Raw genomic sequence first — 22347 nt, 5'->3', positions numbered from 1 at the left:
GAGCTTGCTCGACTGCATCGAAAAGCGTGCCAACCAAGATTGGCACCTACCAGAGCGGTGAAGCGTGCCGACCAACGGTCGGCGCCCACCGGAGCGGTTGCCATGGATGTAGAGCCGAGCCCATGCTCGGCTCAGTACCAACCCAGGTTGGCACCCACCCTTGAATGTAGAGTCGAGCTTGCTCGACTGCCAACCCGGTTATTTCGGCAGCAGCGGCAGCAGCAGCGCGTGCGCGTCCACCAGCGAGCCGACGATGCGGTGGCCCAGCGCGCGCAGTTCCTCGTCCGGGTGCACCAGGTCCGGCACCTGGATGACGGTCATGCCCGCCGCCAATGCGGCGCGCGTACCGGCCGGTGAATCCTCCAGCGCCAGGCAGCGTTCCGGTGCCTGGCCCAGCCGCTGCGCGGCCAGCAGATAGATATCCGGTGCCGGCTTCGGCCGCGCCACATCGCCACTGGTGATCACCGCATCGAAGTACGGCAGCAGGCCGGCAGCGGCCAGCTTGCGGTTGGCGCGCGGCTGCCGCGTGGTGGTCGCCACCGCACGCGGAATTGCGTGCACCTTCAGCAGTTCCAGCAGCGCCACGATGCCCGGCCGCAGCGGCAGGCCGGTCTGGGTGCGCGCTTCGTACAACTCATGGCAGTGTGCGGCCACCGCTTCGATCACGCTGTCCTCGATGCCCTGCGCACGCAGCAGCGCGTGCGAATCGCGGTCGCCCAGTCCGACCATGCGCAGGAATACCGAGTCGTCCAGGCCCAGGCCGAATGCATCAGCCGCCTCGCTCCAGCAGGCCAGCGAGACCCGCTCGCTGTCAATCATCAGGCCGTCCATATCGAAGATGACGGCAGCGGGCAGGAACGGCAGCGCAGCGATGGCGGTCATGGAGCGAACAGCGTATCCAGGTCGGTGGACGTGAGCTGCCGCCACTGCCCCTCGTCCAGCCCCTGCAGGTCCAGGCCGCCAACGCGGCTGCGATGCAGGGCCTGCACGTGGTTGCCGGTGGCGGCGAACATGCGGCGTACCTGATGGTAGCGGCCTTCGTGCAGCACCAGGCGCGCACGACGCGCGTCCAGCACTTCCAGTTCAGCCGGCAGCAGGGGGTCTTCTCCGATTCCAGCATCAGCGTGCCGCTGGCGAACAGCGCCACTTCGTCGCCGCGCAGATCCTCGCCCAGTTCCACTTCGTAGACCTTGGGCAGCTTCGACTTCGGCGAGATGATCCGGTGCAGCAGGCCACCGTCGTCGGTCAGCAGCAGCAGGCCACTGGTGTCCCGGTCCAGCCGGCCGACGGTGGACAGCACCGGGTCGCGGTCGCGGAAACGCGGCGGCAGCAGATCGTAGATCAGGCGGCCGGTGTCCTTGGTCGAGCAGGTGTAGCCGGCCGGCTTGTGCAGCGCGATAGACAGGCCCACCGGGGGATCAAGCGGCTCACCATCAACCCGGATGGCCTCGTGCGGCACCTGGTCATCGGCGTACAGCACTTCACCCTCGGCGTCGGTGACGCGGCCTTCGCGGAACATCCACTGCACCTGCTTGCGGCTGCCATAGCCCAGGTTGGCGATGTGCTTGACCAGTTTCATCGGCCCTTCCCCTTCACTGCTTCGACCAGCTTGAAGCCGTCGCGCTCGGCCACCACGCGCACCGCGCCGAAGCTGTCGTTGAGGGTGTGCTCGTACGGCAGATGGCGGTTGGCCACCACATACAGGCGCCCGCCCGGGCGCAGCGCCTGCGCGGCCACGGCGATGAAGCGCTGGCCGATATCCGGGCGGTCGGCCCGCGAGGGCGTATGGAACGGCGGATTGCTGATGATGACGTCGTAGCCCGGCTCGATGCCGGCGGTGACGTCACGCCACAGGAAGCGCAGCGGCAGCGGGCGCGGCGGCGGTGCCAGGTTCAGTTCGGCCAGCGCCAGGGCACGCTGCTCGGCCTCGTACAGGTCCAGCGCGGTGATCTTCGGGCAGCGCTCCAGCAGCTCGCGCGACAGGTAGCCGTAGCCGGCACCGAGGTCGGCGGCGCGGCCGGCCAGGTCAGCCGGCAGATGCTCGGCCAGCAGCGCCGACGCCGGGTCGATGCGGTCCCAGGCGAACACGCCCGGGCGGCTGAGGAAGCGCCCGCCGACGATCGGGCGCACCGCGTCCAGGGCGGCCCAGCGCTTGGCCAGGTCGGCGTCGTGCTGGCCCTGCAGCGGTGCGGTCCAGTAAACGCGGCAGTGGTTCTTGGTCAGGCTGCCGCCAAGGCCGGCCAGCTGCTTGAGGTCGCCCTCGCCCGAGCGCGCGCCTTCATTGTTGGACTGGCAGGCGACGATGCGGCCGCCGTCGGCCACCAGCGCCAGGGCGCGGGCGAACAGCGCCCGGGCTTCCTCGCGCTGGCGCGGCGGCAGCACCAGCACCAGCGGGTAGCGGCCCTTGCCGGCCACGTCGTCCAGCAGGCCGCTGACGGTCCAGCCAGCGGCCTGCTGCAGCGGCTGCGCAAACGGGGCAAAGCTCTGTTCGCAGTGCAGCTCGCGGTTGCCGGCCACCTCGCGCAGCGGCCAGCCATCGCGGGCGCGCAGGAAGGCCACCGTGCCCTCCGGCCAGCGCAGGGCGCCTTGGGAGAACGGCAGGAACAGGGTCTGCAGGGGGCGTCGTCGCTGGAGGCCATCGGCGCGGGTACTTCAAGCGTGAGGGCCGTCCATTGTACCGGCTTGGCCGGGCCGGCCCCGGCAGGCCGCTTTGCAAAACCCGAACGGGGCCTTGATCCGCCAGAAACATTGAAACGTTCAGGGTAGAGGCTCCCCCGCAAACCTCAGGAGAACCTGCATGCGAGCCTTGTTCGTCGGTGGCGTGGTCGACAACAGTGAAATGGACCTGGAAGGCAGCCATCCGCCCGTGCATTACCCCGAGGACACCGGCGGCGGCCATTCGCGCTATCGGCTGCACCAGGTCGGCCATGGCGCCGACGGCAGCGTGGCCTATGCGGTGTACGGTGCACCGGACCTGGCCGATGACGAGGTGGCGCGGGTGGCCGAGGAACGCGCCTATGCGCGGCGGTTCGAGGCTACGCCAACGCTGTTCGAGCATTGACACACCTGTAGCGCCCGAGCCCATGCTCGGGCGACGGCGCAGCCGCGCAGACCACAGCCGAGCGTGGGCTCGGCTCCACATCAGGATCAAACCGGCGGTTCGAGGCCACGCCGACGGCGTTTCGGATCAAGGCGCCTTCGGCGGCAACCGGTCGATGCTGGCGATCTCATCCAGCCACACATGGTGCTGCTGCACCGGCGTGTCGTAGTCATCCAGGCGCAGCTGGCCATTGCTGCCTTCATCACCGGCATCGTTGCGGTACTGCTGCACGGTCGGCTTCACCGCCACCGTACCGAGCAGGCGGCGGCCATCGTGCAGGGTCAGCTGCACCTGTGTTTCACCTTCAAGCTGTGGAAGCAGGGCTTCCAGGCGCGCGATCTGCGCCAGATCGGTATGGATGCGGGGAGCTAAGCGGGACATCGGCGACCTCCTGCGTACAGGGTCGCCGATCGGCCGTGAATGCTCAGTGCAGCGCGCTGTCGACGCGCGGTACCTGCACCTTGCGTACCGCAGACACCAGCTGTGCCACCGAGTACGGCTTGGCGACGTGTTCCTGGAAGCCCGATGCCAGCGCGCGCCGACGATCATCGGCACGTGCCAGCGCGGTCACCGCCACCGCCGGCAGGGTAGCCGCATCCACGCCCATGTCCTCGCGCAGCGTGCGCACCAGCCCATAGCCGTCCATGCCGGGCATGCCGATGTCGGTCAGCATCACGTGGTACTGCAGGTGGCCGGTGTCGGCCAGCAGCGCCAGGGCTTCGCCGGCCGAACTGGCTGCCGACACGCTGGCGCCCTGCTCTTCCAGCATGCGCCGCAGGTACTCCAGCACTTCCGGCTGGTCTTCCACCGCCAGCACATGCATGCCACGCAACGGATAGGGCTCGACGATCACCGGTTCCAGGATCGGCCCGCTGATCACTTCACGCAACGGCCGTCGTTCGGCATCCGGGATGTGCTTGGGCAGGCGCACGGTGAAGGTGGCGCCGTGGCCATGGCCCTCGCTGGCCGCCGTGACGGTGCCGCCATGCAGTTCCACCAGCTGCTGCACGATCGCCAGGCCCAGGCCCAGGCCGCCGTGGCGGCGGGTGGTGGTGCCATCGGCCTGGCGGAAGCGGCTGAACAGGTGGTTGAGGAATTCCGGCGCGATGCCGTCGCCGCTGTCGCGCACGGTGATCACCCAGTGGTTGCCGTCGGACTGCAGCTGCAGATCGATGCGGCCTTCGGCCGGAGTGAACTTGATCGCGTTCGACAGCAGGTTCCAGAACACCTGTTGCAGGCGGGTGGCGTCGCCCAGCACCTGGCTGGGCTGTTCGGGCAGCTGCAGGGTGACGTCCAGCGCCTTGCCTTCGGCCACCAGTTCCTGCGCACCAATGGCTTCACCCAGCAGGTCGCGCAGGTCCAACACTTCCACTTCCAGCTGCACCTTGCCCAGCAGCATGCTGCTGAGGTCGAGCATGTCCGAGATCAGGCGTTTCTGCGCCGCGGCGCTGTTGGCGATCACATTCAGGCCCTTGAACAGCGGGCTGGTGTTGTCCACGCGCTGCAGCAGCAGTTCACTCCATCCCAGGATGGTGGTCAGCGGCGTGCGCAGTTCGTGCGACAGCGTGGCCAGGAATTCGTCCTTCAACCGCGCCATGTTCTCGGCGGCACTGCGCGCGGCCCGCTCGGACTGCAGCAGCTCCTCGCGCGCCAGCTCGATCTCGCGACGTTCGGTCACGTCCGGGCTGCTGCCGGCCAGACCGATGAACCGGCCCATGCGCGAAAAACGCGGCCGCGCGTTCATCTCCAGCCAGCGCCACTGGCCATCGGCACGGCGTGCACGCACCAGCGCATGCATCGAACGCTGCGCCTTCAACGCCTCCTGCAGTTCGTACTCGAACACCGAGGCGTCATCGGGATGCACCAGGCCGCGCCATACATCCTCCGGCACGCGCGTTTCGTCGCCACCGAAGAATTCGCTGAAGGCACTGTTGACGAAGCGGGCGTGGCCACGTTCGTCGAGCACCCACACCGGCATCGGCAGGCCGTCGGCCAGTGCGCTGAAGCGCGCTTCGCTCTCGCCCAGTTCCACTTCCATCTGCTTGCGGGCGGTGATGTCGAAGAACAGGATGCCGACCTTGTCCTCGCCGGGCCGGCCCACGCGCACCGCATCGACCGCGAACGAGCGGCCCAGCGCGCGCGCTTCCATCTCGAACTGGGCCGGGCGGCCGCTGCGGGCCACGTCGCCGTAGATCCGGAACCAGTCCTGCTCATGGTTCGGCTCCAGCGCGGTCATGCGCTGGCCCCGCGCATCCTTCAGCCCGGTATGGCGTTCGAAGGCGTCGTTGACTTCGATGAAACGGTAGTCGACGGCACGCTCGCCCTCGAACAGCACCTGGATCACACAGAAGCCGGCGTTGATGCGCTCAAGCACGCCATGATGCAGGTCGGGTTCGGGCGCCGGCACCATCATCGGTGGGCGCTCCACGAGGGGCGGCAGAGTGGACAAGGGCGTCTGGACAGGCCGGGTTGGAGGCACAGCATCTTCCAAAGGGCGTATTCACAGCGTCAAGCGCCGTCAGTCATGCTTGACGAGGATGAATTGGCGGCAACCGCTCTTGCGCATGTCGCAATCGGCCATTGCGGCGCTCTGGCAGCAGGATCACACTCGAATCCGTGATCAACGTCGCGCCCCGTTGCGGGACGCAGGAGACCGTCATGAAACTCACACGTGCAACTGCCCTGCTGCTGGCAGGTGCTCTTCTGGCCGGTGGTGCGCACGCGGCACCACGCACCGTGACCGCCCCGGATGCACCGCGCGCGCTGCAGGCCAAGGGCCCGGTCAGCGTGAAGTGGGACGATCCGGCCACCTTCACCGAGATCCGCCAGAGCACCAACCGCTTCGAGGCCGAACGCGGCAACTGGGTGCAGCAGCTGGCCAGCTATGTGCAGGACACGGCGGCCAAGCCGCTGCAGCCGGGGCAGACCCTGGATGTGACCCTGGTCGACATCAAGCGTGCGGGCGACTATGAACCCTGGCACGGCCCGCGCGGCAGCGATATCCGGGTCATGCGCGACATCTACCCACCGCGCATCACGCTGCAGTACACGCTGAAGGACGCCAGTGGCCGCATCGTCGACGAAGGCGAAGCCAAGCTCAGCGACAGTGGCTACCTGCACAACCTCGGGCTGAGGAGTGACAGCGACCCGCTGCGCTACGAGAAGCGCCTGATCGATGACTGGGTGAAGCGCGAGCTGACGGCGCAGGCTACGGCTGCGCGGTAACGCCCCTCGGTAGGTGTCGACCTTGGTCGACACGCATGCACGGCGCCGACCAAGGTCGGCCGCTACCAGAGCCGCGCATGGCGACCATCGTCAGGCTACCGCTGCGCGGTAGGCCCCTCGGTAGGTGTCGACCTTGGTCGACACGCACGTACGGCGCCGACCAGCGGCCGGCGGCTACCAGAGCCGCGCATGGCGACCATCGTCAGGCTACCGCTGCGCGGTAGGCCCCTCGGTAGGTGTCGACCTTGGTCGACACGCATGTACGGCGCCGACCAAGGTCGGCCGCTACCAGAGCCGAGCATGGCGACCATCGTCAGGCTACCGCTGCGCGGTAGGCCCCTCGGTAGGTGTCGACCTTGGTCGACACGCATGTACGGCGCCGACCAAGGTCGGCCGCTACCAGAGCCGAGCATGGCGACCATCGTCAGGCTACCGCTGCGCGGTAGGCCCCTCGGTAGGTGTCGACCTTGGTCGACACGCACGTACGGCGCCGACCAAGGTCGGCGGCTACCAGAGCCGCGCATGGCGACCATCGTCAGGCTACCGCTGCGCGGTAGGCCCTCGGTAGGTGTCGACCTTGGTCGACACGCATGTACGGCGCCGACCAAGGTCGGCCGCTACCAGAGCCGAGCATGAGCTCGGCTCTACACGTACACCTTGGCCACGCGCTTGACCGCGCACGGCAGCTGATAGGCGCTTACGCCACAACGCGGTGCCAGTTCCGCCAGGGTGGGCGCAGTGCCCCACAGCTCCACCACGCTGCCGACTGCAGCCTGCGGGTGTGCGGTCAGATCCACGGTCAGCATGTCCATCGATACACGGCCGATCAGCGCACCGGGCTGGCCATCGATCAACACCGGTGTGCCGTTGGGCGCGAACTGCGGATAGCCATCGGCATAGCCCAGCGCAACCACGCCCACGCGGGTGCGCACCTTGGACACGAAGCGCGCACCATAGCCGACCGGCTCTCCGGGCTCGATCCAGCGCTCGGCAATCACCTTGGACTGCATGGTCATCACCGGGCGCAGGCGCTCGGTCAGCGCGCTGTTGTCCGGCAGCGGGTTGGCGCCGTACAGCATCAAACCCGGGCGCACCCAGTCGCTGCGCACATCCGGCCAGCCCAGCAGCGCCGGCGAATTGCACACACTGGTCTCACCCTCGAGGCCATCGATGGCACGCGCAAAGGTGGCCGCCTGCTCGTGGGTACGTTCGCTGTCCAGCTCATCGGCACGCGCCAGGTGGGTCATCAGTACGATGCGCTCGACCTGCGACAGCGCCGACAGGCGCGCATGCGCGGCACGGAAACTGTCCACGTCCAGGCCAAGGCGGTGCATGCCACTGTCCAGCTTCAGCCACACCGTCAGCGGGCGCGGGCTGTCGAAGGCGGCCAGCGCTTCCAGCTGCCACGGCGAACCGACCGCGCACCAGAAATCGTGCTCGGCCACCAGCGCCATGTCGCTGGGTTCGAAGATGCCTTCCAGCAGCAGGATCGGCGCACCAATGCCGGCCTGGCGCAGCTCCAGCGCCTCCTCGATGGTGGCCACGCCGAAACCATCGGCCTCGCCTTCCAGCGCCTGAGCACAGCGCACCGCGCCATGCCCATAGGCATCGGCCTTGATGATCGCCAGGGCCTTGCCACCGCCCAGTTCGCGGGCGAGCCGGTAGTTGCTGCGCAGGGCGCCCAGGTCGATCAGCGCGCGGGCAGGACGCATGTGCGGTTCTCATGTTGCGGCGCGTGACCGTACTGGCCGTAGCGGAAAATATCCAGGCCTTCGGTGCTGATCTGCGGCTGGCGCGCGCTCATCAGATCGGCCAGGTAGCGGCCCGAACCGCAGGCCATGGTCCAGCCCAGCGTGCCATGGCCGGTGTTGAGGAACAGGTTGCGGAACGGCGTGGCGCCGATCACCGGCGTGCCATCCGGCGTGGCCGGGCGCAGGCCGGTCCAGAACTGCGCGCGCGACAGGTCGCCGCCCTTCGGGTACAGGTCGCGGACCACCAGCTCCAGGGTCTCGCGGCGGCGCTGCGACAACGACAGGTCGAAGCCGGCCACTTCGGCCATGCCACCGACGCGGATGCGGTCGTCGAAGCGGGTCACCGCCACCTTGTAGCTCTCATCGAGGATGGTCGAGGTTGGCGCCATCGCCGGGTCGGTGATCGGCAGGGTCAGCGAGTAGCCCTTCAGCGGGTACACCGGCAGGCGCATGCCCAGCGGTGCCACCAGCGCCGGCGAATAGCTGCCGAGCGCGACCACGAAGCGGTCTGCGGTTTCCAGCTTGCCGTCGATGCGCACGCCGGTGATGCGGTCACCGTCGAACTCCAGGCCGGTGATGTCCTGGTCGAAGCGGAATTCGACGCCGGCGTCCACGCACATCTGCGCCAGGCGGCGGGTGAACAGCTGGCAGTCACCGGTCTGGTCGCGCGGCAGGCGCAGCGCGCCGACCAGGCCATCGACGTGGGCCAGGGCCGGTTCGGCCTGGATGATGCCGGCACGGTCCAGCACCTCGTACGGCACCCCGTACTGGGCCAGGATCTCGATGTCCTGCGCCGAGGCGTCCAGCTGCTGCTGGGTGCGGAACAGCTGGGTGGTGCCCAGGTCGCGGCCTTCGAATTCGATGCCGACCTGCGCGCGCAGCTCGTTCAGGCAGTCACGACTGTACTCGGACATGCGCACCATGCGCGCCTTGTTGATCGCATAGCGTTCGTGGGTGCAGTTGCGCAGCATCTGCCACAGCCAGCGGTACTGGGCCAGGTCCATGCCCGGCTTGATCGCCAGTGGCGCGTGCTTCTCGAACAGCCAGCCGATCGCCTTCTTCGGCACGCCCGGGGCCGCCCACGGCGAGGTGTAGCCGAACGACAGCTGGCCGGCGTTGGCGAAGCTGGTCTCCAGCGCCGGGCCGGGCTGGCGGTCGATGACCGTGACTTCAAACCCGGCCTGTCGCAGGTACCAGGCACTGGTGGTGCCGATCACGCCGCTGCCGAGAACTAGGACTCGCATGGGACTTCTCCAACCCGATCATTCCCTGCACTGGAGCGTGCAGGGACCAGAATTGGGGAAGTATAGACAGCCGATACCAGTTGATTTGCCTGTTTTGAAATACACCGGCAGGATGTTCTCCTGCAATTCATTCCCCAAGGTTGACGGCCATGGCCACCCGTACCCGCGAACTGGACAAGATCGACCGCAAGATCCTGCGCATCCTGCAGGCCGAGGGCCGTATTTCCTTCACCGAACTGGGTGAGCGGGTCGGCCTGTCGACCACGCCGTGCACCGAGCGCGTGCGCCGGTTGGAGCGCGAAGGGGTGATCACTGGCTACCACGCCCACCTCGACCCGGCTGCGGTGAAGGCCAGCCTGCTGGTGTTCGTGGAGATCAGCCTGGCCTACAAATCCGGTGACATCTTCGAGGAGTTCCGGCGCGCGGCGCTGAAGCTGCCCAACGTACTGGAGTGCCACCTGGTGTCCGGCGACTTCGATTACCTGCTGAAAGCGCGGATCAGCGAAATGGCCTCCTACCGCAAGCTGCTCGGCAGCACGTTGCTGACACTGCCGCACGTACGTGAGTCGAAGAGCTACATCGTGATGGAAGAAGTGAAGGAAACGCTGAGCCTGCCGATTCCGGATTGAGGCCGGAAAACGGTTGGGGGCCAGAGCCCGCTGTGCGGGATCCGACCCCGGACGGGGTGCTGCGAGGGGTCAGATCCCGCAACGCGGGCTCTGACCCCAGATCCGTCAGCGCTGCTGTGGATGCTTCTGCGAGCGCTGTTCCTGCTGCTTGCCACCCTTGTGCGGCTGCTGCGGCTCCATCTGCTGCTGTTGCTGTTGCTGTTGCTGCGGGTTGCGGCCCTGCGGTTCCTTGCCGGGATGACGGTTCTGCTGGTTTTTCATGATCGCGATCCAGTGGACGAAGGACATGCGGCGGCGAAATGCCGGCGCAGGGCCACGGTGGTCCCGGAACGGTTAATCGCAGGCGAAAAAGCAGTGATCGCCCGCAGGCTGTTTTCGGCAGTTCAGCTACACCGCCCGGCGCTACCGGACCTGCTGCCCGTCGCCCTGCGGCACGCTGTCGTAATAGCGACCTGTGCGCGAGTCGAACACCCGGTTCGGCCCGGCCGGGCGCACCCCGGGAATGATGCGGCCGTTGCGGTCGTAGACCTTGTCGGCCGGCTTCGGCACCGCCATCGGCGCAACCTGGGCCGGGCCGGTGGACTTGATCGGCTGCGCCGGCTGCGGGCTGGGCAGCACCTGCGGCTGCGGGCGTGCCGGCTGGGGTGGCGGCGTCACCGGCGCGGGCGCCACGGTGGTGGCGCTGCGGGTGGCGGTCGGGTCGGCAGTCGGCACCTGGGCCAGCGCCATCGCCGGCAGCAGGGCGAGCAACAGCAGGGAAAGAGTCGGTTTCATGGCACGCTCCGGCGTGGATCGGCTTCACCTTGCGCCCGTGCGCGTGTGCCCCCCATGAACGGCCATCACACTTGCAAGCCGGGGCCGGCACCCCCACCTTTTCCCGCATCCCCAGGCCACGAACCCACGGAGCGCCGCCATGACCGCCTTCGACCTGACGCCCCCACTGCCACCCAGACCGAGGCGCTGGTCGCCGGCCTCAGCGGCGAAGAGCGCCGCGTGCTGCTGCAGCACGGCACCGAGGCTCCGTTCTGCGGCGTGTTCCTGGACAACAAGCGCGAGGGCGTCTACTGCTGCCGGCTGTGTGCGCTGCCGCTGTTCCGCTCCAGCACCAAGTTCGATTCCGGCACCGGCTGGCCCAGCTTCTTCGCGCCGTTCGACCCGGCGCACGTGCGCGAGATCCGCGACACCAGCCACGGCATGGTCCGCACCGAAATCACCTGCGCCCGCTGCGGCAGCCATCTGGGCCACGTGTTCCCGGACGGCCCGCCGCCGACCTACGAGCGCCACTGCCTGAACTCCGTCTCACTTTCGTTCACCGGCAACGGCGAGCCGTGGCCTGATCCGTTGCAGCGTGGCGGCGCCGAAAGCGGCGTGGCGGGCTGAAACACCCCGCTGACCGATTTCACAGAATTCCCTCTTCAGAAAACCCGGTGATGGGCCGACAAGGAGATATCCCCGCTCCTTGCGTTGCGCCATGCTCATCATCGTTGGATTCCTGGTTGTCATCATCAGCGTGCTGGGCGGCTACCTCGGCGCACATGGCCGCCTGGGGGCGCTGTGGCAGCCGTATGAGCTGGTCATCATCGGCGGTGCCGCGCTGGGTGCGTTCCTGGTCGGCACCCCGGCCAAGACGGTCAAGCAGACCCTGCAGGCGATGGTGGGCGTGTTCAAGGGCCCGCGTTACAAGCAGCAGGACTACATCGATGTGCTCAGCCTGCTCTACGAACTGCTCAACAAGGCCCGCCGCGAAGGCTTCATGGCGCTGGAAGACCATGTCGAGCGCCCGGCCGAGAGCGCACTGTTCGGCAACTACCCCAAGGTGCAGGCCGATCACCACCTGATCGACTTCATCACCGACTGCCTGCGCCTGATGATCGGCAGCAACATCGAGCCGCACGAGCTGGAGCCGCTGCTGGAACTGGAGCTGGAAAAGCACCACGCCGAGGCCATGGCGCCGTCGCAGGTGCTGACCAAGGTCGCCGACGGATTGCCCGGTTTCGGCATCGTGGCGGCGGTGCTGGGCATCGTCATCACCATGGGCTCGATCGGCGGCGACATCGTCGAGGTCGGTGGCCACGTCGCCGGTGCGCTGGTCGGTACCTTCCTCGGCATCCTCCTGGGCTACGGCTTCGTCGGCCCGATGGCGGCGGCGATGGAAGCCCGCGCCGAACAGGACAGCCGCATCTATGAATCGGTGAAGACCGCCCTGCTGGCCTGCCTGCGCGGCTACAACCCGAAGATCGCGCTGGAATTCGCCCGCAAGACGCTGCCCTCGAACGTGCGTCCGGCCTTCTCCGATTTCGAGCAGCACCTGAAGACGGTCAAGTAAGCCATGGCCGAGACCAAGCCCACCGTCATCGTCCGCCGGGTCAAGAAGGCCGGCCACGCCGCCCACCATGGCGGCTCGTGGAAGGTGGCCTACGCCGACTTCGTGACCGCGATGATGGCCTTCTTCCTGGTGCTGTGGCTGATGGCCACCACCAACAAGAATGACCGCGCCGCCATTTCCGAGTACTTCCGCAACCCCAGCCCGCTGAGCGGGCAGAGCGCCACGCCGGCCCCCGGCATGGCCGGCCCGGGCGGCGCCAGTACCTCGATGATCAAGCTGGGCGGTGCCACCGACATCTCGCGCGGCAGCAGCAACGATCCCTTCCAGAACCAGAAGGAAGCGGTGCCGCAGCCGGTGGACCAGCAGCAGCGCGACAAGCAGCAGCTGGAGCAGCTGATGAAGGAGCTGCAGGAAGCGATCAGCAAGAGCCAGGCGCTGGAGCCGTTCAAGGACCAGCTGCTGCTGGACCTGACCCCGGAAGGCCTGCGCATCCAGATCGTGGACAAGCAGAACCGGCCGATGTTCGACCTCGGCAGCGCCACGCTGAAGCCGTACACGCAGCAGATCCTGCACGAGCTGGCCAATTACCTGAACCATGTGCCGAACCGGATCAGCCTGACCGGCCACACCGACATCACCGCGTATTCGGCCGCACACGGCTACGGCAACTGGGAACTGAGCGCCGACCGCGCCAATGCCGCGCGGCGCGCATTGATCGACGGTGGCCTGGACGACGGCAAGATCACCCGCGTGGTCGGCCTGTCCTCGTCGGTGCTGTTTGACAAGGCCGACCCGCAGAACCCGATCAACCGCCGCATCAGCATCGTGGTGATGACCCAGGCCGCCGAAGCAGCCGCCCTGGCCGGCGCCGGCCCGCAGGTGGGGCTGTCGGCGCCCACCGCCGATCCGGACGTGCAGGCCGCGCAGGGCGAGGCAAGGTAAACGGTGGGTGCGGCCCTTGGTCCGCACATCCGGGAAAAGCGTGCGGACCAAGGTCCGCACCTACCAAGGGCATGGCCCGGCACACCGGCTACAATGGCGGTCTTTCCGTTTCCAGGTGACCCCACCTCATGTCCCAGAACTCCAAGGCCAAGCGCGACAAGCGCAAGAAGCAGCAGGGCAAGCGCCCGTTCCTCCGTCTGAACGCCCAGCAGCAGGTGCAGAACCACGCCGTGCTGACCAGCGAAGACGGCCAGGTGGTCGCGGCCATCGGCCTGCAGGGCCGTGAGTGGCTGCTGGCCATCGGCGGCCAGACCATGGGCAATGCCGAGAACCCGGTGCCGATGCTGGCCATGCTCAAGCACCTGGCCAACGTGCAGGAGAAGGAAGGCCGCAAGGTCAACCTGGAATACTCCGAGCTGCTGCAGAAGCTGCTGGACACCCTGGCCGAAGAGTCCGGCCAGACCGCTGACGAGTACCTGGACAAGCTGGTTGCCGAGTTCGAAGGCGTCGAAGCCAGCGAGGGCGAGGACGACGCAGCCGCCGAAGGCGACGTGGCCGAAGCCGCTGCTGCCGACGCCGAGGCCGCCCCGGCCGCCGACAGCGACAGCAAGCCGCAGGCCTGAACCGGCCGCGGCGGTGACGGTCTACGTCGATGACGCGGTGCATGCCTGGCGCGGACAGCGCTGGGCGCACCTGATGGCCGACACCCTGGCCGAGCTGCACGCGATGGCGGCGCAGCTCGGCATCCCACCGCGGGCCTTCCAGAACAAGGCCAGCGGCGCCCACTACGATGTCACCGCCGAGCTGCGCGCGCAGGCCATTGCGCTCGGTGCACGGGCGATTTCCCGGCACACCGACCGCGAGCTGCTCAAAGCGGTGATCGCCAACGCCAGGGCGCAGTACCGGCCGTAGGCCGGCGCACAAAGCGTGCGGACCAAGGTCCGAACCCACGGGGTCCGGCAGATCGGCCCATCCCTCAGAACGGGTCGCTGCCCAGCCGGATTTCCACGTTCAGCAGCGAGCACAGCGCCAGCATCGCGTCGTCGTCGCGGGTCAGCGCCATCACGCCGCTGAAGCCGCCGTTGCCGGCATCCACGCTCCACAGCGTGTAGTTGTGCTCGCGCAGGCGATCAAAGGCGGTGGACATCAGCTGCACCCCGTCCAGATCGGCGGCGAAATCCTCATCGTCCAGGTCGCCGCCCCAGTCCAGCTGCAGGTTGAAGCGCGCCGACAGCTCGTTCACCGCCGACTGCAGCGACTCCAGGTCATCGCGCTCCACCTCGAAACCGGACTGCCAGGCGATGGCCGTGAACAGCGCCGGCAGCCAGTCGCTGTCCGCTTCCAGCGGCTGCCCGTCCTCGGCCAGGTGCTCGCGCCAGCGGTTGAACTGCTGCAGGGCCAGTTCCTCGTCGCCCGGGTTGATCAGCACCAGCAGGTTCCAGACCCGCGCCTCGAAATCGTCCTCGTCGAAATCGTGGGCGTCTTCCTCGAAGTCGAAATAGTCGCTGTTGTCGGGCATGGTCGGCATTCCTTGGGGCAGGCCGGCATTCTACGGTTTATCCTGTGCCGCTGAAGCCGGCCTTGGTGGCCGTCACTGTGAATGAAGCGATGAGCGATACCCTCCCGACCACCTGGCGATCAACCCGGCCAGCCCCTTCCATGATGCGCAGGCGCTGGAGCGCGGCGTCGGCGTGCGGTTCAACGACGTCGAGCGCGACAATGTCGAGGAATACTCGGTCAGCGAAGGCTGGATCCGCGTGCAGGCCGGCAAGGCCCGCGACCGCCGCGGCAACCCGATGACCATCAAGGTCAAGGGCAAGGTCGAGGCGTATTTCCTGGAAACGAAGCCGGAATAAGCGGCTCTTGTAGAGTCGAGCCATGCTCGACTGCTTTCCGTTCCGGGTTCATGACGCCTGAAGCAAGAGCAGCCGAGCATAGGCTCGGCTCTACATTCCAATGCCGGATCCGCATCGGCGCCAGCACGGCCCGGCCCGGGCATCATTCGCGCTTGCGCGACTCCAGCAGGTCCAGGTTGCGGATCAGGCGCCGCGAGATCTCATCGGAGATCACCCCGCGCCGGGTCAGCCGGAACAGTTCCTCGCGCTCGGCATTGAGGCCGGCGCTGCGCAGCTGGCGGTAGCCCATTTCCATGCGCCGCACCTTCTCCGGGTCCACGTCGGGCCCCTCGCTGTCGCGCTCCAGGTGGCGCTGGTAGAGCAGGCTCACCCGCGACGCGGCGTCGTTGTACAGCTGCACGTTCTCGGTGTTCTGGTTCATCACCAGCTGCTGGCGCATGCGCTCGACCCCGGCCAGCGCGGCCTTCGACGACAGCCGGCGCGCCAGGTCCTCTTCCTTGCGTTCGCCCGAATCGGCCGGCAGCTGCAGGCCCTTCAGCAGCTGCGGCAGCGCGATGCTGGCGCCCAGCAGCGAGAACAGGATCACCGAGGCGGCCAGGAAGATCACCAGGTCGCGCGCCGGGAAGGCACTGCCGTCGGGCAGGAACAGCGGCAGGGTCAACACACCGGCCAGGGTGATCGCACCACGCACACCGGCCACCGAGGTCGCCACCACGATGCGCCAGTTCGGCGCTTCGCCGCGCTCCAGGCCACGCCGCCGTGCACGCAGCAGGTTCCAGCGCAGCGACAGCCACACCCACAGCAGGCGCAGGGTGATCAGCGCCAGGTTGATCACCACCACGTACACCAGCAGCCACCACGCGCTCTGGTGGCCGCTTTCGTTCATGGTGGTGGTGGCACGTTCAACGATGCCCGGCAGCTGCTCGCCCAGCAGCACGAACATGATGCCGTTGAAGCTGAACTGCAGCATGTTCCAGACCCCGGCGCGCTGCACGCGCATGCTGCCGGAGACGCGGCCGGTCAGCTCCACGTAGCTCATCGCGATGCCGGCGGCGACGGCGGCGAGGATGCCCGAAGCATGGATTTCTTCGGCCAACAGGTAGGCCGCGAACGGAATGAGCAGGTTGACCAGCATCGCCGCGCCCGGCTCTTCGCCGAAGCGGCGCCACAGCCAGCGCTGGAAGGTGGACACGCCGAGGGTGACCGCCACACCCACCGCCAGGCCGGCCACGGCCACCCACACGAAGGTCAGCGAGGCGGTGGCCAGCGAGAAGGTGCCGGTCATCACTGCGGCTACCGCGAAGCGGAAGCAGACCAGACCGGACGCATCGTTGAGCAGCGATTCGCCTTCCAGGATGTGCATCAGGCGCTTGGGGATCGGTGCCTTGGACGCAATCGCACCCACCGCCACCGGATCGGTGGGCGAGACGATCGCCGCCAGCGCGAAGCACACCGCCAGCGGCATCACCGGAATCAGCCAATGGATCAGGAAGCCCGCACCGATCACGGTGAACACCACCAGGCCGAACGCCAGCTCGAGGATCGCGCCCTTGTCGCGGAACAGGCCCTGTTTGGGAATGCGCCAGCCATCGAGGAACAGCAGCGGCGGCAGGAACAGCAGGAAGAACACCTCCGGCTCCAGCGCGTGGCCACGGTTGAATACCCCGGCAATCACCGCGCCCAGGCCGATCTGCACCAGCGGCAGCGGCAACGAGAACGGCAGGACGCGAACCAGGTAGCCGCTGGCGACAACGGCCACCAGCATCGCCAGGACGACTTCGATGGTATGCATGCTTCTTCCAGGAAGCGGCGCGCGGGGAGAGGCTCGAAGGCCAGCGCCGGAAACCCGGGAAAAACTACCACACGCGGCCGCACCCGCGACAACGGGCGCGGCCGCGCGTCAGCCCCGGCTCATGCCCCGTCGAAGCGATACAGATCCATGGCCAGGAAGCCGGCATCGATGCCGGCATCGATGCGACGTGCACCGAAGCCGCCCTCGCCCGCCGCGCCCATCGCGAAGAACAGCGGCAGCAGGTGCTCGTCGGTTGGATGCGCGCGCTCGGCGAACGGCGCCTGCCGGCGATAGTCGAACAGGGCCTGGCGGTCATCGGCGGCCAGGCGCTGTTCCACCCACTCGATGAAGGGCCGCACATACGGCGCTTCCTTGCCGTCCTGGTAGTCGCCCCAGTCGTGCAGGTTGTGGGTGATGCTGCCCGAACCGACCAGCAGCACGCCCTGCTCGCGCAGCGGCGCCAGTGCCCGGCCCAGCGCGAACTGGTGCTCGGGGCCGAGCAGTGGCTGGATTGACACCGGCACCACCGGGATATCGGCCTGCGGGCGCAGCAGGCGCAGCGGCACCCACGCGCCGTGGTCGAGGCCGCGCTGCGGGTCGATGGCCACCGGCAGGCCGGCGGCGGCGATGCGGCCGGCCACCTCTTCGGCCAGCGCCGGATCACCCGGCGCCGGGTACTGCAGTTCGAACAGCGCGCGCGGGAAGCCACCGAAGTCGTGGATGGTGGGCGGCTGCGGATGCGCGCCGACCAGCGGCTGCCGGCCCAGCCAGTGCGCCGAGGCCATCACGATGGCACGCGGGGTCGGCAGGTCGCGCGCCAGCTCGGCCAGGCGCACGCCGACCTGGCCCGGATGCAGGGCGGTCATCGGCGAACCATGCGAGATGTACAGCGAAGGCAGACGGGACATGGAATTCTCCAGTTGCAGGATCAGGCGGCGATCAGCGCGAACGCAGGGTCCACTTGCCATCGCCGACCAGGAACAGCACCACCAGCGCCAGTGCCCAGAAGGCCGGATATTCCCAGCCACCACCGGCGTTGGCGAAGCTGAAGCCATTGGCGCCGTGCACGGTAACGATGGTGCCCAGCAGCAGCGGCACGCCGACCAGGCCGACCCAGCGCGCATAGATGCCCAGCAGCAGTGCAGCGGTGATGGCCAGCTCCACGCCGATGGTGAGGTAGCCGAGTACGCCGGGCAGGCCGATCGACTCGAAGAACGCGGCGGTTCCGGCCGGGGTGAAGACCAGCAGCTTGGTCAGCGCATGGACCAGGAACAGCACGCCCAGGGCCAGGCGCAGCAGGGTGGCGCCATACGGGGCCAGCGAAGAAACAGGAGCAGTCGTGGTGTGCATGGGGAAGCACCTCGGAAGGAATGGGCACAGGTTATTGCGCCTTCACCGGCCGATAAATACGATCGTTTGACCGTATTTATTTCAAAAGGCGCAACAATGGACACCCTCGAGGCGATGCGTGTGTTCGTGGCGGTGGTCGAGCGCAACGGCTTCAGCGCCGCCGCCCAGGCCCTGGACATGTCCACCGCCGGCGTTACCCGCCAGGTGGCCGCGCTGGAAAAGCGCCTGTCCACCCGCCTGCTCCACCGCACCACGCGCCGGGTCAGCCCGACCAGTGCCGGCGCGGCCTACTACGCCCAGTGCGTGCGCCTGCTGGCCGAGTTCGACGCGCTGGAGGCCAGCATCGGCGCGCAGGCGCTGGAGCCCTCCGGCACCCTGCGCATCAACGCACCGGTCAGCTGGGGCATCGCCCGGATGGGGCCATTGCTGGCCGGCTACCGCCAGCGCTTTCCGCAGGTGGAACTGGATCTGGCGCTGTCCGACCGGCTGGTGGACATGGTCGAGGAAGGTTACGACGTGGCCATCCGCATCACCCGCGAGCCGAGCCCGGCGTTGATCGCGCGCCGCCTGGGCGAATCCCGGGTGAGCCTGTGTGCCGCGCCGTCGTACCTGGCCGCACACGGCACCCCGCAGGTCCCGCAGGACCTGCAAGCGCACGCCTGCCTGGGCTACAGCTACTGGTCGGCCGGCGATCACTGGCCGCTGCAGGGACCGGGCGGCGAAGTGAAAGTGGCGGTGCACAGCCTGCTGCACGCCAACAACGGCGATGTGCTGCGCGAGGCGGCGATTGCCGGGATGGGGGTGATCCTGCAACCGGATTTCCTGTTGCACGACGCACTGGCCGATGGCCGGCTGGTGCGCATCCTGCCCGAATGGGAAGCCGCGCCGATCGGCATCTTCGCCGTCTATACCAGCCGCAGCCACCTGGCACCGAAGGTGCGCAGTTTCATCGACCACCTGGTGGAAAACGGGGTGTAGCCGGGTCTGGCGTTTGCCGGCCAGCGGCCGGCACTACCGTCGTGGTTCGGTCCGGTAGTGCCGGCCGCTGGCCGGCATGATCGATCACGCCGCCACTTCATCCAACGCGTCGATGATCCGTTCCAGCGGTGCCGGCCGTCCCAGCAGGTAGCCCTGCACCTGGTCGCAGCCGTGCGCGGCCAGCCAGTCCAGCTGCCCTGGCGTCTCCACGCCCTCGGCGATGATGGTCAGCCCCATGCTGTGGCCCAGCGACAGCAGCGCGCGGCAGATCGAGGCGTTGCGCGGATTGGTTTCCACGTCGGCGACGAAACTGCGGTCGATCTTCAGGATGTCCAGCGGCAGGTGCTGCAGGTAGGACATGCTGGAATAACCGGTGCCGAAATCATCCAGCGACACGCTGATGCCCTGCTCGTGCAGGCGCTGCATGGTCTGCATCGCCTGCGCCGGCTTGCGCATCAGGCTGCTCTCGGTCAATTCAACATGCAGCGCACCGCGGGCCAGGCCGAACTCCTGCTGGGCGCGGGTGAACTCGGCCACCAGATCGCTGTTGAAGAACTGCACGGCCGAGACATTGACCGCAATCGGCAGCTCGCCCCAACCGGCCTCGACCAACCGCCGCTGCGCCTTCGCCGCCGCGCGGATCACCCAGCGGCCCAGGGCCAGGATCAGGCCGGTGTCCTCGCACAACGGGATGAACTCGTTGGGCGGAATGAAGCTGCCGTCGGCCTGTGGCCAGCGCAGCAGCGCCTCCAGCGCCGCCGGGCTGCCGTCACCGGCATGCCGGATCGGCTGGAAGTACAGCTGGAACTCGTTGTCGATGGCCGCATGGATACGTCCAGCCAGGCGCAGGCGGTCGGCCAGCCGCGTGGTCACCGCGGCATCGAACCACACCACCACGTTGCCCTCGGCGCGTGCCGCATGCGCCGCCTGCGCCGCCATGCCGATCACCTGTTCGGCGCTGTGGCCATCACCGGCCACATGCACGGCCACGCCCACGCGCGGCTCGAACTGGTGCAGCGAATCCTTGCCGCGCATCGGTGCCGATACGATCTGCAGCAGGTCGTCGAGCACGCGCTGGGTATCGTGCTCGGCGGCGATGGCGAACACGAAGTCCTCGGCCGGCTGGAACGCCAGCGTGCCGCAGCGGGCCCCCAGCCCACCAAGCCGGGTCGCCATCGACTGCAGCACGGCATCGCCGATCTCGCGCCCCAGCGTATCGGCCACCAGCTGCAGGCCGCGCAGCTGCACGAAGGCGATGGTGTAGCCGACATCGCGCTCGTCCAGCTGCCCGGTCAGCGCGCGCACATTGAGCAGGCCGGTGGCCGGGTTGTGCCGCGCCTGGTAGGCCAGGTCGCGTTCGTAGGCCAGGCGTTCGCTGACGTCCTCGGCCAGCACCAGACAGGCCGGCTGGCCATCGAAATCGAGCTTGGACAGGTGTGCGCGCACTTCGAACACGCTGCCGTCCTTGCGCCGATGCAGGCGCACCGTTGCGTCCTGCAGCTCGCCGACGCGGGCCTTGGCAATGGCGCCCTTCACCTCGTCCCAGCCTTCGCGGGGGCGGATGTCGAGAATGCTCATCGCCAGGAATTCCTCGCGGCTGTAGCCGTACTGCCGCACCGCAGCGTCGTTGACTTCGATGAAGCGCAGCGTGTCCGGATCGAATACCCAGAACGGCGCCGGGTTGCGGTCGAACAACAGGCGGAAACGGCGTTCGACCTCGCTCATCTGTTCGCGCGCCTGGTAGCGCTCGCTCAGGTCGGTCAGCGCGCCGATCATGCGCCGCTCGCTGTCGGCCACCTCCACGCGCTGGCCGCGCGCCCCCACCCAGCGCACATCGCCTCCGGGCAACACCAGGCGGAACACCTCATCCAGCACCGCACCACCGGCGAAGGCCTGGTCGAACGCCTGCTGCAGGTGCGCGGCGTCGTCGCGGTGCACCCGTGCGAAGAAGTCCGCCACCGGCAGCGCGTCGGTGTGCACCCCGAAAATTTCGCGTGCCAACGGCGACCAGCGCAGCAATGCCGCGTCTTCGTCCACGTACCAGGTGCAGACCCGCCCGACCTGGTGGGCCAGCCGCAGCTCGGCATGGCCGGCCTTCAGTTCCTCGGCCATCGACTGCTGGCGGCGCGTGGTGCGGCGCACCGCATACAGCAGCACCAGCAACACCAGCACGTAGGCCAGCACGATCGCCACCGACGCCTGCAGGTACGGCCACCACGGCGCCAGCACGTCCTCGTCGGCCAACCCCACCTGCACCGCCAGCGGGCTGCGGTCGAGCGTGCTGATGGTGGTGATGCGCGGCACGCCATCCACCACGCCGGCCAGGCTGCCCAGTTCGACCACGGTCTGCTGGCCCAGCAGCTCACGCCGCGGAAGATCGTAACGGCGGCCGACCGTGCCATGCGGATCGGGCACACGGGCCAGCATGTAGCCTTCGGCGTCGCTGATCGAAACCAGCCCGTTCGGGCCCACGTCCAGACCACCGGCAATGCGCTGCAGCTCGGCGCAGCGCAGCCGCGCCAGCAGCCAGCGCTCACCGCTCATCGGCAAGGCCAGCGGCACCACCCAGCCGCCGTCGCTGGCCCGCAGCGGCGGGCCGATGTACAGCGCGCTGCCCTGGCCGCGTCGCTGCGGGTCGGTCCACAGCGGCAGCTGCAGGTCGCCGCTGCCGGCGGTCAGTGCGCGCCCATGGCGGTCGAGCACCACGATGCTGTGCAGCTCGGCGTGGCGGCGCAGCACGCCGCCGATGGCGGCATCGAGCAAGGCCGGTGCCTGTGCCGGCACGCTGCGGAACAGCTCGCCGGCATCGCCGGCAATGCCGGTCATCGCCCGCTCCAGATTGCGCAGTTCCAGCGCCAGCAGGCGTTCGCTGCCCACCGCCAGCGCACGGCTCTGCCGCTGCGCGGCTTCCAGGCGGCGGTGGTGGTCGTTGACCAGCATCGTGGTCAAGCCGGCCACCAGCAGCACCCCCAGCAGCACGCCGCCCCAGGTGATGGCGCGCAGGGGTCGGGCCAACGCCCGTTTCAACGCGGGCATCGGTTGGGTGTCCTTGTGCAGTCGGCTGGCTTCATGCGCGAACGAATCCTCCACATCCCCGACCTCAACGGCCGGCGGACGCCATTCTTGACGCCTGACCCTGCCCCGCATGGTCACC

General features: G+C 68.1%; 22 protein-coding genes and 2 pseudogenes. 10 read left to right on the top strand and 14 right to left on the bottom strand.

Annotation, left to right across the window (positions count from 1 at the left end; genetic code table 11):
• Positions 1-198 precede the first annotated feature (198 nt).
• From N4G47_RS00850 to N4G47_RS00840, 3 genes and pseudogenes are all read right to left on the bottom strand, one after another.
• A complete protein-coding gene (locus N4G47_RS00850) occupies positions 199-882 on the bottom strand; it encodes an HAD family hydrolase (RefSeq protein ID WP_475284629.1) in 684 nt (227 codons plus the stop codon).
• Positions 879-1579: pseudogene (locus N4G47_RS00845) on the bottom strand (pseudouridine synthase). The gene N4G47_RS00850 and the pseudogene N4G47_RS00845 overlap by 4 nt, the downstream one beginning before the upstream one ends.
• Positions 1576-2559 carry a class I SAM-dependent methyltransferase gene (locus N4G47_RS00840; RefSeq protein WP_475284627.1) on the bottom strand — a complete coding sequence of 328 codons (984 nt, stop codon included), beginning with the start codon at positions 2557-2559 and terminating at the stop codon, positions 1576-1578. Before N4G47_RS00840 ends, N4G47_RS00845 begins: the two are co-directional and overlap by 4 nt.
• A gap of 238 nt (positions 2560-2797) precedes the next feature.
• Here N4G47_RS00840 and N4G47_RS00835 point away from each other — a divergent pair, with 238 nt between their 5' ends.
• Entirely contained in the window at positions 2798-3061 is a 264-nt protein-coding gene (locus tag N4G47_RS00835; protein ID WP_005407925.1) for a hypothetical protein, read from the top strand.
• A gap of 126 nt (positions 3062-3187) precedes the next feature.
• Here N4G47_RS00835 and N4G47_RS00830 read toward each other — a convergent pair whose 3' ends face one another.
• Both N4G47_RS00830 and N4G47_RS00825 read right to left on the bottom strand, forming a co-directional pair.
• Positions 3188-3481: a DUF3247 family protein gene (locus N4G47_RS00830; RefSeq protein WP_475284625.1), complete on the bottom strand. Its 294-nt coding sequence runs from the start codon at positions 3479-3481 to the stop codon at positions 3188-3190.
• 43 nt (positions 3482-3524) lie between these two features.
• Positions 3525-5513: a hybrid sensor histidine kinase/response regulator gene (locus tag N4G47_RS00825; RefSeq protein WP_249842049.1), complete on the bottom strand. Its 1989-nt coding sequence runs from the start codon at positions 5511-5513 to the stop codon at positions 3525-3527.
• A 245-nt stretch (positions 5514-5758) separates the two neighbouring features.
• Here N4G47_RS00825 and N4G47_RS00820 point away from each other — a divergent pair, with 245 nt between their 5' ends.
• Complete coding sequence (locus N4G47_RS00820) at positions 5759-6325, top strand: DUF3016 domain-containing protein (RefSeq protein WP_107232198.1); 567 nt, start codon at positions 5759-5761, stop codon at positions 6323-6325.
• 644 nt (positions 6326-6969) lie between these two features.
• On the opposite strand, the gene alr is transcribed toward N4G47_RS00820, so the two are convergent.
• Together alr and N4G47_RS00810 are read right to left on the bottom strand one after the other, a co-directional pair.
• Positions 6970-8037 (bottom strand): alanine racemase, encoded by a 1068-nt coding sequence (gene alr / locus N4G47_RS00815; RefSeq protein WP_475284622.1) that lies wholly within the window; start codon positions 8035-8037, stop codon positions 6970-6972.
• On the bottom strand, positions 8016-9320 hold the full coding sequence (locus tag N4G47_RS00810) for a D-amino acid dehydrogenase (RefSeq protein ID WP_475284620.1): 1305 nt from the start codon (positions 9318-9320) through the stop codon (positions 8016-8018). Before N4G47_RS00810 ends, alr begins: the two co-directional genes overlap by 22 nt.
• A 149-nt stretch (positions 9321-9469) precedes the next feature.
• On the opposite strand from N4G47_RS00810, the gene N4G47_RS00805 reads away from it, so the two are divergent.
• Positions 9470-9949 (top strand): winged helix-turn-helix transcriptional regulator, encoded by a 480-nt coding sequence (locus tag N4G47_RS00805; RefSeq protein ID WP_005407919.1) that lies wholly within the window; start codon positions 9470-9472, stop codon positions 9947-9949.
• A 105-nt stretch (positions 9950-10054) separates the two neighbouring features.
• Here N4G47_RS00805 and N4G47_RS00800 read toward each other — a convergent pair whose 3' ends face one another.
• Together N4G47_RS00800 and N4G47_RS00795 are read right to left on the bottom strand one after the other, a co-directional pair.
• Positions 10055-10237: a hypothetical protein gene (locus N4G47_RS00800; RefSeq protein WP_032128744.1), complete on the bottom strand. Its 183-nt coding sequence runs from the start codon at positions 10235-10237 to the stop codon at positions 10055-10057.
• Positions 10238-10351: 114 nt separating this feature from the next.
• Positions 10352-10723: a classical arabinogalactan protein 4 gene (locus tag N4G47_RS00795; RefSeq protein ID WP_475284618.1), complete on the bottom strand. Its 372-nt coding sequence runs from the start codon at positions 10721-10723 to the stop codon at positions 10352-10354.
• A gap of 139 nt (positions 10724-10862) precedes the next feature.
• Between N4G47_RS00795 and msrB the strand changes: the two are divergent.
• The 5 genes and pseudogenes from msrB to N4G47_RS00770 all read left to right on the top strand — a co-directional run bounded on the left by msrB (position 10863) and on the right by N4G47_RS00770 (position 14129).
• Positions 10863-11329, top strand: a pseudogene (msrB, locus tag N4G47_RS00790) (peptide-methionine (R)-S-oxide reductase MsrB).
• 91 nt (positions 11330-11420) lie between these two features.
• Positions 11421-12275, top strand: a complete 855-nt coding sequence (gene motA / locus N4G47_RS00785) for a flagellar motor stator protein MotA (protein ID WP_008264562.1) — start codon at positions 11421-11423, stop codon at positions 12273-12275.
• A gap of 3 nt (positions 12276-12278) precedes the next feature.
• Entirely contained in the window at positions 12279-13217 is a 939-nt protein-coding gene (motB, locus tag N4G47_RS00780) for a flagellar motor protein MotB (RefSeq protein ID WP_475284616.1), read from the top strand.
• Positions 13218-13345: 128 nt separating this feature from the next.
• Positions 13346-13840: a hypothetical protein gene (locus tag N4G47_RS00775; protein ID WP_475284614.1), complete on the top strand. Its 495-nt coding sequence runs from the start codon at positions 13346-13348 to the stop codon at positions 13838-13840.
• A gap of 13 nt (positions 13841-13853) precedes the next feature.
• Positions 13854-14129, top strand: a complete 276-nt coding sequence (locus N4G47_RS00770; protein WP_475284612.1) for a DUF4031 domain-containing protein — start codon at positions 13854-13856, stop codon at positions 14127-14129.
• A gap of 64 nt (positions 14130-14193) precedes the next feature.
• On the opposite strand, the gene N4G47_RS00765 is transcribed toward N4G47_RS00770, so the two are convergent.
• The gene (locus N4G47_RS00765) at positions 14194-14736 is read right to left on the bottom strand and encodes a DUF6630 family protein (RefSeq protein ID WP_107232295.1); all 543 of its coding nucleotides are present in this window, start codon (positions 14734-14736) and stop codon (positions 14194-14196) included.
• A 112-nt stretch (positions 14737-14848) separates the two neighbouring features.
• Here N4G47_RS00765 and N4G47_RS00760 point away from each other — a divergent pair, with 112 nt between their 5' ends.
• Positions 14849-15073, top strand: coding sequence for a DUF3297 family protein (locus N4G47_RS00760; RefSeq protein WP_475289870.1), 225 nt, complete (start codon positions 14849-14851; stop codon positions 15071-15073).
• Positions 15074-15215: 142 nt separating this feature from the next.
• Here N4G47_RS00760 and N4G47_RS00755 read toward each other — a convergent pair whose 3' ends face one another.
• The 3 genes from N4G47_RS00755 to N4G47_RS00745 form a co-directional block, all read right to left on the bottom strand.
• Positions 15216-16865 carry a Na+/H+ antiporter gene (locus N4G47_RS00755; protein ID WP_057498198.1) on the bottom strand — a complete coding sequence of 550 codons (1650 nt, stop codon included), beginning with the start codon at positions 16863-16865 and terminating at the stop codon, positions 15216-15218.
• A gap of 119 nt (positions 16866-16984) precedes the next feature.
• The gene (locus N4G47_RS00750; protein ID WP_475284609.1) at positions 16985-17773 is read right to left on the bottom strand and encodes a dioxygenase family protein; all 789 of its coding nucleotides are present in this window, start codon (positions 17771-17773) and stop codon (positions 16985-16987) included.
• A gap of 31 nt (positions 17774-17804) precedes the next feature.
• Positions 17805-18215 carry a DoxX family protein gene (locus N4G47_RS00745; protein WP_475284607.1) on the bottom strand — a complete coding sequence of 137 codons (411 nt, stop codon included), beginning with the start codon at positions 18213-18215 and terminating at the stop codon, positions 17805-17807.
• A 96-nt stretch (positions 18216-18311) separates the two neighbouring features.
• On the opposite strand from N4G47_RS00745, the gene N4G47_RS00740 reads away from it, so the two are divergent.
• Entirely contained in the window at positions 18312-19193 is an 882-nt protein-coding gene (locus tag N4G47_RS00740) for a LysR family transcriptional regulator (RefSeq protein ID WP_475284605.1), read from the top strand.
• Positions 19194-19277: 84 nt separating this feature from the next.
• On the opposite strand, the gene N4G47_RS00735 is transcribed toward N4G47_RS00740, so the two are convergent.
• Complete coding sequence (locus N4G47_RS00735) at positions 19278-22340, bottom strand: bifunctional diguanylate cyclase/phosphodiesterase (protein ID WP_475284603.1); 3063 nt, start codon at positions 22338-22340, stop codon at positions 19278-19280.
• Between the last annotated feature and the right edge of the window lie 7 nt (positions 22341-22347).

This window comes from Stenotrophomonas sp. GSD10, from assembly GCF_056172695.1.
The sequence above is the reverse complement of the archived record's forward strand: the minus strand, read 5'-3'. Positions and strand labels throughout refer to the sequence as shown.